We start from the raw sequence: 12183 nt of genomic DNA on the forward strand, positions 1-12183 counted from the left end.
GATGCGCGGACGGATGCGTCAGGCGCTCTGCGCGCCCTCGCGGCGGTAGGCGGCTGCCGCGGTGAGGAGATCGGAGAGATAGACGCCCCGTGCCTCTCCCCACTTGCGCGCCCCCGAGCCCAACGCCGACAGGCCGCGGCCGAGCGTGACCGGATTGAGGTCCGCGAACGCCACCGCATTGCGCGACTTGAGCGCGGCCAGCAGATCGCCGGGGGTCATCGCGGTCTCTTCCGCGTCCTGCAGGACCTCGATGGACGCGGCCAGCAGCGGCGGCAGTTCTACCGCGTGGTCGGCGTCCTCGATGTCCTCGACGATGTGGATGCGCTTCTCGAACGCGTCCGCGCCCTGCGGCAGAGCCGTGTCGAGGTCGACGTCGGCGATGGTCAGCGAGTCGGTGTCGACGGCGACCAGTCCGGCCGCCTTCCGCTCCGCCCCGCGGGTCTCGAAGCCGTCGTCATCGAGGTAGTTGAACCGCTTCGGAACCGGCTCGACGTGGTCGCCGCCGCGGACGTAGGCCACGGACACGTCATTGAGGGTCTTGCCCTCCGCCGGACGCAGCTTGTGCGCCGCCCAGCCCTCCCCCAGTGCGCCGCCGTCGAAGAGCTGCGTCACATCCTGCGGCCGGCACGGCAGCGCCACCCGGTTCTGCACCGCGCCGGGGTCAGCCGAGCCGAGGAACGACTTGGTCGCGCCTTGAGCTGCCATGACGAGGTTGACGGCGCTTTTGCGTCCGGTGCGGATGATCTCCGCGACCAGCGGCCACAAGCCCGCGGCGACCAGGGCCGGGTACTCGTCGATGATCAGGTAGATCGCTGGATGCGACTCCGAGGGTTCCCAGTTGCGGCCCATGCCCAGGGACTTGAACAGCTTCGGGCGGGTGATGGAGATGGCGAGCGCGTCCACCAAGAGCTGGCGGGCGGCTTCCTTGTTCGTGGCCCGCCGCGCGATGCCATCCGAGATGGGGTCGAGTCCGGCCCCGGCCGAGCCGAGGTCGATGTCCCACACGACCGCGTCCCGGCACGCAGTCAGGTACTCCGCGACCGACAGCAGCGCATTCGACTTGCCGGATCCGGGTCCGCCGACGAACACCGCGTTGGTACGCAGGAAGTTCATCAGCAGCGGCCGCTGAGACAGCTCCACACCCAGGTCAGCCTTGTCGTGGCAGGACACCGACTTCGGCGCACGGTAGGGGATGGGCTGCTGTCCCTCCCACGGGTTCTCCCCCAGCGCCCGGAGGGTGAACAGCGGGCGGGCCTTGGCGGACTGCTGGACCAGCAGCGAACCCGGGCGTGCGATGAGCGCCGCTTCGAGGTCATCCAACTTCGCGGTGACGTCGGCGGGCTTGGCCTTGTTGAGCTGCACCTTCGCCTCAAAACCCCAGGCATGCGCGATCACGTGCAGGTCGGCGACATTCACGCCCAGGTCCTCTTCGAGGGCGTCACGCAGCATCCGGCCGAACGCCCGCGGCGTCATGCCCGGGTCGAGGATCGAGCGCTCGGGGTCGTCGTAGAACGCGGCCTCGTCCTCGTTCAACCGGCGCCCACGCCACGCCGCGACGGACACTGTCAGCATGGTGGCCACCGCCATACCGAGGCCCTGTTCCAGGACGTATCCGCTGGTCTCCAGCGCGGCGAACGGCCCGTAGGCGGCAGCTCCGCGCAGCATGGTGGCCCGGCGGGACTGCTTCTTGAGCTTGGCGTGCTCCAGCGCGGCAAGGTCGGCCTCGTCCTTGGCCTTGTCCGCGCGCTTAGCCGCGATGTCGCGGTCCATCAGCGTCCACCGGGCCTTGCGCTCCGCGGTGCGGGCGAGCTTGGCCTTGTGGTGCGCACGGTCCGCTGCGGTCGTGACGCGGATGCCTTCGGTGCCGCGCACCCACTCATGCGTGCGCCGTATCCCGCGGAACGCGCGGGGCAGGGTGCCGTGCATCGTCATCTGACGCCGCGCGTTGCGACGCGCGGCCCGCACCGACAAACGCCGCAGGTAACGCAGACGCGCCTGGCGGCCCTGACGGGTGCGGATCCACGCGGGGATCAGGGGCGTGTCGGCGGCCGGGTCGTCGTCGAACGTGGCGAACGGCGGGAGGTCGGGGTAGGTGTCGGTCTTGTCGAGGACGGTGCCTTCGATGATCCGGGGTTCGGTGGTGCGGTAGTCGTCCAGGTCCACCACGTTCGGGGTGGAGTTGGAGCGTGCAGCGTGCTCGGTCACGATGGGGTGTGCTCCTTCTGGGAGTAAGAGGGAAGGGGCCCGGACGGCGCTTTGGCCGACAGGCGTCCGGGCCCCGAAAACTCGGGATTGTTGTGCAGGTCAGGCGGTGGGGCGCGGCAGAGCGCGGCAGGTCTCGGAGTGGGCCTGAGCCCATCCCTTGACGTTGTGGCTCGCGCTGTTGGCGTCGGGGTATGAGGCGTCGCAGCCGCGGCAGACGGCCGCGTGACGGTCCGGCAGAGCGGCGGTCGGCTGCGGGGCGATGTCGACGGTGGCCCCGACGATCGTCAGGAACCGGAACAGCACGTTCGCGGGCCAAGCGGTCTTGCCGGTCACAGCAATCTCCTAGCGGGGTTGGGGTGTTCAGGCAGCGGACTGTTCTGGCGGATACGCGCAGGTCACGCACATGCCGAGCGAGGTCGGGATGCAGTACCCGGCATCGGTGCGGCAGGCGGGGCAGGTGCGGCGGGCGAGCATCGCCAGGGCGAGCGCGCCCCACTTCCGTGAGGTCATCGGCCGCACGGGCTTGGCGCGGTCGATGCAGTAGAGGTAGGCGACCTGGACCCCGGACTTGCGGCCCCGGCAGCGGCGCATGATCTGCGCGGCGACCGGCTGCCCGCCGGGCCGTAAGCCGCGGGCACGGAGCTGACGCCGGGTGGCATAGCCCTCCGGGGCGTAGCGCCACGGGTAGGTCGGTACGCCGTACCGGGTGCCGTTCGGGTCGAAGCACTTGCCGAACGTCGGCGACATCAGGCAGCCGCCTCATCCCGCCCGTCCGCCTCCCGCTCAGCCCTGAGTGCGTCGCGGAGCGTGCGGGCGTTGGCGGCCGACGTACGGACCGCCTTGCGGATCGCCTCAGCCGTCAGCGCCTCATCCGACCAACCGGCCGTGACCGTGCGGGCCTCACTGAGCAGTTGGTCCGGCGTGCGGTTCGGTCGCGGCGTGCGCGCCGACTCAGGCACCGGGCCAGTCGGCCGACGCGGCGCATGCCCGACCGCAGCGGGCGGCTCGGTCGGCAGACCAAGCTGTTCGAGCAGCCGCTCACGGGCGGCCGGTTCGGAGTCGGCCGCATCGACAGCAGGCAGTTCGGCCGCTGCCGTGATCGGTTCGCGGGTCGACTCGCGCAGGTCAGAGGTAGACCGTTCTGACTCGATCTGAGTCGATTTCTTCGTATCTGTGGTGGTGTCGGGTTGGTGGTGCAGCACCTTAGCCACCAGGTCCGAGCCGAAGTAGATCGACCCGACCGGAAGCGACGTAGCCAGCAGCACCAGCGCGACGTTCGCCGCATCCCAGTCGGCCAGTCGACCCCAGTCGACCGACTTGCCGTGCAGCTCCGGAACCAGCCCGTGCACGAAGTTCAGCACCAGCGAGGCGAGCGTGTATCCGGCCAGCACCTTCAACGCGAACTTCCGCGCTGCGCCGTCCAGCACCAGCGTGGCGACCAGCGCCAGCGCCATCAGCCCGTCAACCACAAACGGATACAGCAGCGCCGCAGTGGCATCCGCACCAACCGTCCTGGCCACGTCGTGCAGCGCATTCCAGGAAACCCGGAACGCCATGCCGACCACCGCGACCAGCGCGGCGACGAGGAGGATCTTGCCTTTGCGGTTCATCGGGCACCCCCGAACCGCCGTCGGCCGGGTGCGACCGTGACGGGCTCGCGGACCGTGCCGGCCGCCGCATCCAGCAGCAGCACGCCCACGACCAGCACGCCGACCGTGATCCGCCCACCGACCGGCGGCGCGTAGCCCAGCAGCCACGCCACACCAGCAATCGCCAGGCCAACCCGCAGCCGCGCCAGCAGTAACAGCGCCCGCTCCGTGTGGGTGATCGGCGTCATGCCGCTTCCCCCGTCCCCGATCGCAGGTCGCGGGCGGCACGCAGGAACGGCACGGTCCGCGTCAGGGCGTCGGCGTAGAGGGCGTCCCAACCGGCGATCTCGTCACCGGCCTCGCCCATCTCTCGCAGCCCCGCGAGCACGTCGCGGGCCGCATCCTCGCGGGCAGCGCGGTTTGCCGGCGTCTCCGGCGTCAGCGGGCCTCGGAACAGCTCGATGTCGATGCCGAGTGCAAGTTCCGCGAACTCCGAGTCGCCGTACACCTCTTGGCCAGCGACGAATGTGCGCATACGCATGGTGGATCCCCTCTTCATACGTCGGGATGGAGACCGGGCGGCGGGCTGTCCTTGTCCGGGAGTGCCGCCGCACCGGCAATGAGGGCCAATGCCGCACCAAGCGGCAGGCCAGGGCCCCGGGCGGGATCTGATCCCGCGCCCTCGCGGCTGGATACCGGGGCTGTCGACGGTCATCACCCGGCCGTCACGGGGACAGGGCCAAGCCCCGTCAAGCTCAAAGCACTCTGTTGAGTTCTCAAGGAACTGCGGCTCCTGGCGAGCGCGGTAACCCCTGGTCAGGGCTCCCGATTTAGCGCGGGACTCGCCAGCACCAACATCAAACGACCTAGGTTACTTGAACCTCAGAAACTACCTAGGTAGCTTCGAGGGGTCAAGGGGTACGCGCAGTCGGTCCGAAAGTGACCTAGGTTGGATAGGCTCTAGTCATGGACTGGAAGCCCGAGACACCCCCGACCGCGAAGGACATTGCGGCCCACTACCGGGCCTCGATCGCTGATGGCACCTACGGACCGGGCGTACGACTGCCAGGCGCGCAGGGCCTGGCCAAGAAGTTGGGTGTGGCCCTCATGACGGTCCAGAGCGCGTACCGACAGCTTGCTGAGGACGGATTGGTCGAAGGGCGCCCCGGCAGCGGGACCTACGTGGTCGACGCAAAGAAAGGCGAACCCTCGGCTCAGGCCACTGCCGCGAGCCTCCGCGACCTCCAGGAGCACGTGCGGCACGTCTCTTCCCGACTCGACGACCTCTCGCAGCGACTTGCGCAGCTTGAGGCAGAGCCGCGAGATGGCAAGTGAGGTGCCGGCGAGCCTGAGTCGGACCATCGTGGCCGCGTCGTGATGCATGAGCACCCTCCCTGTTCGGATGTGCTCCAGTTCACCGTCGCGAGCCGAAAACCGGTATCACGTTCCGCTACCTGAGATTTCTCCGGCGGATTTACACATCCGCTTACACATGCGCTATCACGAATTCCCATGGGCATACTCGGACCGCTACACTCGCGGCTCCGACTAGCTATCTTGGAGGGGCAGATGGCTCGGCAACACCCGGATTGGAAGCCTGATCTTCTTCGTATGCACCGAGAGGAAATAGGGCTCACACTGGAGGATACGGGGGAAAAGCTTCGCGAAATCGCGGAGCGGCACGGCTTCAACATCGCCGCGAACTTCCAGACAATCTGGGGCCATGAGAAGGGCACGGTATATCCCGGCCCGCATTATCGCCGGGCGTATTGCCGCCTCTATCGGCGCAACGAAGCGCAACTCGGCTTCCGCCGAGCCTTGCCCGGAGAGGATGCCCCTGTGTCCATCCCGGCACCACCTATAACAGAGCGAAAGCTCCCCGATCAGCCGCAAGCGGTTCGACAGGCACTGAGCAGCATCCGCGAAGGTACGGACGACGTAGACGGCGAAGCGCTACGCAATCGCGTTATTGACGCATGGAATCGCCGCACCTCAGGCGGAAGCCTCGATGGCCCGTCTGTTGTGCTGGTCGGGGGATTCGCTGGATCCGGCAAATCCGAGTTCGCTAAATTCCTCGGCGGCCTTACAGGCTGGCCCATCCTCGACAAGGACTCACTGACCCGCCCCCTGGTAGACCAACTCTTGGTGGCGCTTGGCGGTGAGGCCCACGACCGAAGTTCGGTACTCTACCGAGAAAAGGTCAGGCCGCTCGAATATCGCTGTCTCATGGAGGCGGCGTGGGACAACGTTGATTGCGGTATTTCCACCATCCTTGATGCGCCGTTCATTTCGGAGTTCTCTCAGGCGGACTGGATGCAGCGTTTTCAGAACCGTTGCCGCTCAAAGCGGGTGTCGGTAGCGACAATATGGGTTGAGTGCGATCCTGAATCCATGCGCGAGTACATCGAATTCAGAGGTGCGGCTCGCGACGCCGGGAAGATGTCGGCGTGGGAGGAGTACGTTTCCGGGCTCGACCTGACCATGCGACCGCAGGGCCCGCACTATGTGGTTGACAATCGGCTCGGTGCGGCCGTGGCCTTGGTCGATGAGGCGCGAGACGTGCTGAGTGGAGGCGGGCTATGAGACCAAGCGGCGTCATCCTGTACGGCCCTCCGGCGTCCGGCAAGGACACGATCACGGCTGAACTCGCTCGCATCCGACCAGAGTTCACCCTCTTCCAGCGGCTCAAGGCTGGTCCTGGTCGCACCACCAGCTACCGGCTCACCACGACTGCCCACATCGAGGGCCTGGCAGAGGCCGGAGAACTGCTGTATCGGAACGCGCGCTACGGAGCCGAGTACGCCATCGATCGCATCGAGATCAGCGCACTCATCAATGCCGACCGCATCCCCGTTCTTCACATGGGCCAGATCGCCGGAGCCTCCGCAGTCACAACGTTCCCCCTGCACTGGGTCAGGGTCCTGCTGTGGTGCCCCTTGGAGGTGACGCAGACGCGGTCCGTCGGCCGCGGGGACAAGGACGTAGAGGCCCGGTCGAAGGTCTGGCACGAGACACGAGAAGACCTGTTGGCCCACCCCAGCGAACCGTGGACGCTGACCATTCGGACCGATCATTTCAGCCCTGCCGAGTCGGCCCGCGCCATCAGCAAGGCAATGGCGTCTGGGGCGAAGGCCGAGCTCCGGAACATCAGGGAGCTGGTCGGATGACCACCCTCGGCATCCTGCATCCGGGCAGTATGGGCGCGGCGGTCGCAGCTCAGGCAAGACTCTGCGGAGCAGAAGTCTTGTGGTGTCCTGCCGGACGCAGCGCGTCGACCAAGGAGCGCGGAGAGCGGTATGGGCTGACCCCAGTGTCAGGCCTCGCCGAAATGGTCGCGCGAGCCGACATAATCCTGAGCCTGTGCCCGCCGGCCGTCGCCGAGGACGTCGCTCGGTCCGTCGCAGCGCACTCGTACGCGCGTATCTACGTGGACGGGAACGCGGTCTCGCCCGCCACGATGGCGAGCATCAGCGCCATCATGCTGACGCACGGGGCATCGGTGGTCGACGGCTCCGTCATCGGTTCACCCCCGTCGGCGTCGAAGAGCACGCGCCTGTATCTCTCCGGGCCGTCAAAGGCCCTGCGTCCCGTGGCGCACGTCTTCGCCGGGAGTGCCGTTCAAGCCCACCTCTTGTCTGGCGGCATCGGGCGGGCCTCGGCGCTCAAGTTGTCGTACAGCAGCTACCAGAAAGCAAGCCGGGTCCTGGCGGCAGTCTCGTACGCACTGGCCCGTGACTACGGCGTGGAGGCCGAGCTACTCGACATCGCGCAGGGCCGTACGACCAGCTACCTGGCCGAGACCGCCTACATTCCGAAATTGGCCGCACGGTCGTGGCGCTGGGGTCCTGAGATGAAAGCGGTGGCGCATGCCCTGGAAGAGGCCGGACTGCCTTCCGATCTGGCAGTCGCGTCAGCCGAAGTCATGAGCCGCTGGGACAGCCTCAAGGATTCGTCCCTAGAGCTCTACCAGGTGCTCGATCAACTGCACGCGTCCTCGGACAACGAACCCGCTCAGTGAGCGAAAGAGGCGGGAGAACACATGGACGGCTGCTGCCAGACCAGCGCCGGGGGGTGGCAGCCACGTACCGCCGAAATACTCAAGAGCGAGCAGGCCCTTGGCGCGGGTACGCCGGGACAGTGTCCGGCTCAAGGCCCTCGATTATGTCCACTAGGTCCGGGCGCTTGAGGGCGAAGGCCCGATTGCACCACACCGTGACCCGCTCGCGAAGATCGACCAGTTCGGCAGTGAGTTGGGTGAGGTGCTGCACAGTCAGGGGCGTTATCCGAAAGCCGCCGGGCACCCGTTTGAATCCCTTGCTGTTCACCGCCACGAGAGCACCGTCTCTCTCGGCCCAAGGCCCGTGAACGTATGCGTTTCGGTTGTCCATGCCAACCTTCACGTCGTCAAAGATGCCCTTCAGGGCAGCCAGCATGGTCTCGTCCAGATAGCTCGCTCGTTTTGCGTACGTCAAGGTCAGGTCCGCCAATATTCCAACGGACTTGCCCATGAGCGCCTCTTCCTCGGCCTCGTTGGCAGATATGAGGTGCCCGGTTACCTCAATGACCAGTTCAACTGTGGCTGCCGTGTAGACCATGCGGCCTAGGGCTGCCTCGATCGCAGTGTGGTCAGGTTCGGTCGTCCCTCTGTCATCCATGAGGGCGAGTGTGCCAGTGACGCAGCGCAGCGATGGCCTCCGTTGCGTCCCGCACTGCGATGTCGGGCTCGCGGGGGCCATAGGTCCACGGACGGCCGTTGCCCACCCACAACGTGCGCAGCCCCGCCGACCTTCCCCCTTCTATGTCGGTCCTGGGGTTGTCGCCAACCATCCACCCTCCGGCACTCAGCCGGATACCGCACATGCGGGCGGCGGCCGCGAAGTGGCTGTACGCCGGCTTCCGGGCGCCTACATCCCCCGAGATGCAAACCCCGTCAAAGAGTGGGGCGAGGCCGGTCGCATCCAGCTTGGCGCGTTGGATGTCCCCCGCGCCGTTCGTTGCGATGCCGATAGTCCATCCCGAGCGCCGCAGCTCCTCAAGCCCCTCCAAGACCCTCGGGAAGCAGCGAACCGAGCGGGCGATGTCCTCCACGTACTCGCGCCAGAGGTCGCCCGGGGCATCACTGAGCCCGAACGTGTCCCGCAGACGTACGAAGTCCGCAGGGTACGCACGCTCACGCAGCTGATCGTTGATGACAGCCACTGCTTCTTTCGGTAGGTGCCGTGAACGCACGAAACGACGGGCCCACTCGTCAAGACCGCCGCGCCGGTCGATCAGTGTGTTGTCGAGGTCGAAGAGTGCCAGCACGCGACGACGCTACCGACGAAGCGCAGTCCGTTCGCGATCGGCCCTCCGTCTGCGGCTCACGTTGTGATGGTCAGGAGTGCCGCTTGCGATGGAAGCTCCTGAGCCATCTCACCGCCGGCAATCTTCTGGCGCAGGGACTAAGAAACCCTGCAAGTACGTACCTCGCAGACTGACCTGCGGCACATTGCCTTCTCCTTCCCGGGCCTCGCCGACCTCCCACGCCGGGCCTACTCAGATGGTGCTCAGTCATACGTTCATGGAGCATCGCGTCAGGATGCCCATGCCGCCTGCTGAAGTGAGGCCGTTCTTCACGGAGTGCGTGACTCCAAGCCATCGCCATTCGCCAAAGGGCTAGCCAGCGACCGAAAGAGTGCGTCGATTGTCCCCGTCGCCGCAATAGGATCCGCCTGCGCGTTCACTTGAATTCCCCTCGGTCGTTCCACTCCATCCTCGGTCAGGTCAGAACCATCGTGAAGTAAGCCATACTTCTTGAGCACACTTCGCGACTCTGACAGTGCACAATCGAACAGGTCCTCAAGATCATAAAGTTTTCTTACCCAAGTCGGATCATACGGATGGTTTTCGACTTGAGAACTCAGTTCATAATCAAGCGAAACCAAATCGAATACGGAATCAGCCACGTCATGAAACCCAAGCTCCCTAAACAGATAAGGAGAGTTCACTACAGTCTCGACGAGGTCAAGCGAGTAGCCGCTGAACCCGAACTGCACCTCTTCCTGGTCCCAGGTATACCAAACCTGCAAAATCGCACCCCGAAGACGATCGACACATCGAGCATAAGGGGTCTCAAAGACTCTAAAACGTGTCAATTCACGAAATGCGGAAAAGATCTGCTCCACAGCATTCATGGATTCGCGAAAAGAACCCACATCGGTCTCAGCCTGCAGTCTCATGAGCCTGCCCAAGTTGGACTCAAACCAACCATCAAACGCGAAGTCATGAGCACCTCTACTTACATATCGATCCGAGTGATAGACCACCATCTCAGTGAAGGTTGAAAACAGATCAACAAAGTGATCCGTGGAGAGCACGCGAAGGCCTTCAGGGATGACATCGGCCCCCTGAAGCCGCATATCCCACATTGCGCGTAGGGTACTCAAGAGCGGCTGTGCACAATCATCAAGGGTGGCACGCAGAGAAGCGTTGTCCAGGGAAAAGAGCGAAGGCTGATATTCAAGCTCCTCCGGCCTCCCTCGCTCGCACATTATCTTCAGATCCTCGAAAGTTCCGGCATGCTTGATCAAGTCAAGGCAGACGAGGGGTTCCCGTGAGATGTGCCGGATCAAAAAATCACGCTGACTCGGATCGGCAAGGGTAAATACGTCACTAGCGTCCACATATGAACGCTCAATCCATGTTCCAACCAGCCGGTTAAGGGCATTCCCGAACTCAGTGGGCGAGTAGTCGTATAGACGTGCGGCTATGGCGTCGCGCCTCACGCCCTGCGAGTCCGACACGGCAAGGGTAGACAGCAGTAGCTGCTCAAGGTGGGAAAATGCATTGAATGACGTCTGCCAGACTTGCTGAGGGTCGTCCATCGCAGCGTTTAGTTCTTCAATCAGTCTAGACCCTGAAGTAGAACTACTTCTAGCTGTAACAAGCTCCACTATGCGGGGAGAATAGTTCTGGTGGCTAGCAACTCTCCTCCACCAATCACCGACCGCAAGTTGTTGCCTAGCAACCTCATCCACGACGGCGGCATTGACGTGGTTAAAAAGAATCCTCGACTTAACCTCAGGCGTCAGTCGTTCCACAGCAACGACTGAATCAGGGATGTGCTCAAGCAACACGCTCGTGGCATCACTGAATCGCCGGGTGTCGTGCAGCACTAGCGACCGGCTCGTAATCACAGCCACCTTGCTTCTAGTCAGACTGCCCTTCTCGCTAGCGTTCTTCTCAAGAATCGACGTGAGAAATTCGGCGAAGTCCTTGTCGTAATGACTCGTTGCATGATCATGGAGTCGAGTTTGACCCCAGGCGTCATCGAAGAAAAATATGGTGGGGGTATCGTCTTCGAGCCACTCCCACCAACTGTCTACGGTCCGTGGATCGACAATGACTCGATATCCCTGCCTCCACCATTGCAAGATGAGAAACTCCGCAATGGCAGTTTTGCCAGCACCGGGCGAGCCGGTGATAAGTACCATGCCAGTGGACTTCAGCGACTCCTCAGCCCGGTCGCATATCTCGTGGTGAACGAAACGGAAATAGTTCTGCTCGATGCGTCTCGCCCGAGACTCTCCTCGAAGAAAAATGCCTCCACGAAGCATTTCCTTGATCGCCACCGAGGACTTAAGCCAAAGCTTAAAATGACGATGCTCCATTTCGGGATACAGTGCAAGAAGCGCGTTTAGCCACCCTCTGCTGTGGACCTCAACCTCTGCAGCGCAACCAGAAAATGCCGCTTGCAGTTCCTCCTCAACAGCTGGAGTGACGTCCGCCGAGGTGATAAAGATGTATCGCTGAATCGCTCTCCCAAGCTTCGGCAGTTTATCTCGTTCCTCAGCTGCCAAACTCTTGAGTCTTGCACGCGAGGCATCCGGCGTGTGCTTGCATTGCACAATGTGAAGCAGCCCAGCTCCACGGGCCTGAAGGTCGATCCCGCCATCAGGGCCCACTCTGTATGTGGAAAATACTTTCTTTTCATGCACAGAGAGCAAGTCACGGATTAGCGCTTCAAAGTCGTAAGGAGATAAGTCCTTGAAATCATAGTCAGGTGAGGTCACTCGGTACTCCCCCCTTGCCGTTGCCACACTGCCAGCACCCTCGACACTCCGGTAGAGCGTCTGAGCAACTGCGGCTCAGGACAGGCCGCCGGCCAGCTTCATCGATAGTACGAGTAGTCCCTGTATCCGGGCAGCTCCCAAGGATCGCTACGGCGAGACTTGCAAGAGTCACGGTCGGCGCTACATCGGGACTGACAAGCGCCATGCACGCACTGTAGTTGCACGGCCTCACAGAGGCGTCAAGTCTCGCAACTGAAATACAGCAAGGCAGAGTTGACCGTCTCAGTTCCCGTCTCATTCATCGCGGTACGCGGCCGTCCAGGGCCGTTCGGTGAACC

General features: G+C 63.8%; 13 protein-coding genes. 4 read left to right on the top strand and 9 right to left on the bottom strand.

Going from position 1 to position 12183, the window contains the following annotated elements; translation table 11 throughout:
* Window positions 1–18: 18 nt before the first annotated feature.
* The 6 genes from ACH4YL_RS23015 to ACH4YL_RS23040 all read right to left on the bottom strand — a co-directional run bounded on the left by ACH4YL_RS23015 (window position 19) and on the right by ACH4YL_RS23040 (window position 4329).
* On the bottom strand, window positions 19–2205 hold the full coding sequence (locus ACH4YL_RS23015; RefSeq protein ID WP_398509282.1) for a hypothetical protein: 2187 nt from the start codon (window positions 2203–2205) through the stop codon (window positions 19–21).
* 99 nt (window positions 2206–2304) lie between these two features.
* Window positions 2305–2538 carry a hypothetical protein gene (locus ACH4YL_RS23020; protein WP_398509283.1) on the bottom strand — a complete coding sequence of 78 codons (234 nt, stop codon included), beginning with the start codon at window positions 2536–2538 and terminating at the stop codon, window positions 2305–2307.
* A gap of 27 nt (window positions 2539–2565) precedes the next feature.
* Window positions 2566–2952: an RRQRL motif-containing zinc-binding protein gene (locus ACH4YL_RS23025; protein WP_398509284.1), complete on the bottom strand. Its 387-nt coding sequence runs from the start codon at window positions 2950–2952 to the stop codon at window positions 2566–2568.
* Complete coding sequence (locus ACH4YL_RS23030; RefSeq protein WP_398509285.1) at window positions 2952–3815, bottom strand: DUF2637 domain-containing protein; 864 nt, start codon at window positions 3813–3815, stop codon at window positions 2952–2954. Before ACH4YL_RS23030 ends, ACH4YL_RS23025 begins: the two co-directional genes overlap by 1 nt.
* Window positions 3812–4042, bottom strand: coding sequence for a hypothetical protein (locus ACH4YL_RS23035; RefSeq protein WP_398509286.1), 231 nt, complete (start codon window positions 4040–4042; stop codon window positions 3812–3814). Before ACH4YL_RS23035 ends, ACH4YL_RS23030 begins: the two co-directional genes overlap by 4 nt.
* Entirely contained in the window at window positions 4039–4329 is a 291-nt protein-coding gene (locus tag ACH4YL_RS23040) for a hypothetical protein (RefSeq protein ID WP_398509367.1), read from the bottom strand. Before ACH4YL_RS23040 ends, ACH4YL_RS23035 begins: the two co-directional genes overlap by 4 nt.
* A gap of 431 nt (window positions 4330–4760) precedes the next feature.
* Between ACH4YL_RS23040 and ACH4YL_RS23045 the strand changes: the two genes are divergently transcribed.
* The 4 genes from ACH4YL_RS23045 (at window position 4761) to ACH4YL_RS23060 (ending at window position 7812) form a co-directional block, all read left to right on the top strand.
* Window positions 4761–5129, top strand: coding sequence for a GntR family transcriptional regulator (locus tag ACH4YL_RS23045; protein WP_398509287.1), 369 nt, complete (start codon window positions 4761–4763; stop codon window positions 5127–5129).
* Window positions 5130–5405: 276 nt separating this feature from the next.
* Window positions 5406–6377 carry an AAA family ATPase gene (locus tag ACH4YL_RS23050; protein WP_398509288.1) on the top strand — a complete coding sequence of 324 codons (972 nt, stop codon included), beginning with the start codon at window positions 5406–5408 and terminating at the stop codon, window positions 6375–6377.
* Window positions 6374–6961, top strand: a complete 588-nt coding sequence (locus ACH4YL_RS23055; RefSeq protein ID WP_398509289.1) for a guanylate kinase — start codon at window positions 6374–6376, stop codon at window positions 6959–6961. Before ACH4YL_RS23050 ends, ACH4YL_RS23055 begins: the two co-directional genes overlap by 4 nt.
* Window positions 6958–7812 carry a DUF1932 domain-containing protein gene (locus tag ACH4YL_RS23060; protein WP_398509290.1) on the top strand — a complete coding sequence of 285 codons (855 nt, stop codon included), beginning with the start codon at window positions 6958–6960 and terminating at the stop codon, window positions 7810–7812. Before ACH4YL_RS23055 ends, ACH4YL_RS23060 begins: the two co-directional genes overlap by 4 nt.
* 79 nt (window positions 7813–7891) lie before the next feature.
* Here ACH4YL_RS23060 and ACH4YL_RS23065 read toward each other — a convergent pair whose 3' ends face one another.
* From ACH4YL_RS23065 to ACH4YL_RS23075, 3 genes are all read right to left on the bottom strand, one after another.
* The gene (locus ACH4YL_RS23065; RefSeq protein WP_398509291.1) at window positions 7892–8449 is read right to left on the bottom strand and encodes a hypothetical protein; all 558 of its coding nucleotides are present in this window, start codon (window positions 8447–8449) and stop codon (window positions 7892–7894) included.
* Entirely contained in the window at window positions 8442–9098 is a 657-nt protein-coding gene (locus tag ACH4YL_RS23070) for an HAD family hydrolase (RefSeq protein WP_398509292.1), read from the bottom strand. Before ACH4YL_RS23070 ends, ACH4YL_RS23065 begins: the two co-directional genes overlap by 8 nt.
* A 308-nt stretch (window positions 9099–9406) precedes the next feature.
* Window positions 9407–11845 (bottom strand): restriction endonuclease, encoded by a 2439-nt coding sequence (locus ACH4YL_RS23075; protein ID WP_398509293.1) that lies wholly within the window; start codon window positions 11843–11845, stop codon window positions 9407–9409.
* Window positions 11846–12183: the final 338 nt, after the last annotated feature.

The organism is Streptomyces sp. NPDC020681 (assembly GCF_044334895.1).
Taxonomy (GTDB): Bacteria; Actinomycetota; Actinomycetes; order Streptomycetales; family Streptomycetaceae; genus Streptomyces.

Coding starts and splice junctions, on each gene's coding strand:
- ACH4YL_RS23060 (WP_398509290.1), top strand. CDS start 6,958: ATGACCACCCTCGGCATCCTGCATCCGGGCAGTATGGGCGCGGCGGTC.
- ACH4YL_RS23045 (WP_398509287.1), top strand. CDS start 4,761: ATGGACTGGAAGCCCGAGACACCCCCGACCGCGAAGGACATTGCGGCC.
- ACH4YL_RS23030 (WP_398509285.1), bottom strand. CDS start 3,815: ATGAACCGCAAAGGCAAGATCCTCCTCGTCGCCGCGCTGGTCGCGGTG.
- ACH4YL_RS23035 (WP_398509286.1), bottom strand. CDS start 4,042: ATGACGCCGATCACCCACACGGAGCGGGCGCTGTTACTGCTGGCGCGG.
- ACH4YL_RS23040 (WP_398509367.1), bottom strand. CDS start 4,329: ATGCGCACATTCGTCGCTGGCCAAGAGGTGTACGGCGACTCGGAGTTC.
- ACH4YL_RS23050 (WP_398509288.1), top strand. CDS start 5,406: ATGCACCGAGAGGAAATAGGGCTCACACTGGAGGATACGGGGGAAAAG.
- ACH4YL_RS23055 (WP_398509289.1), top strand. CDS start 6,374: ATGAGACCAAGCGGCGTCATCCTGTACGGCCCTCCGGCGTCCGGCAAG.
- ACH4YL_RS23025 (WP_398509284.1), bottom strand. CDS start 2,952: ATGTCGCCGACGTTCGGCAAGTGCTTCGACCCGAACGGCACCCGGTAC.
- ACH4YL_RS23065 (WP_398509291.1), bottom strand. CDS start 8,449: ATGGATGACAGAGGGACGACCGAACCTGACCACACTGCGATCGAGGCA.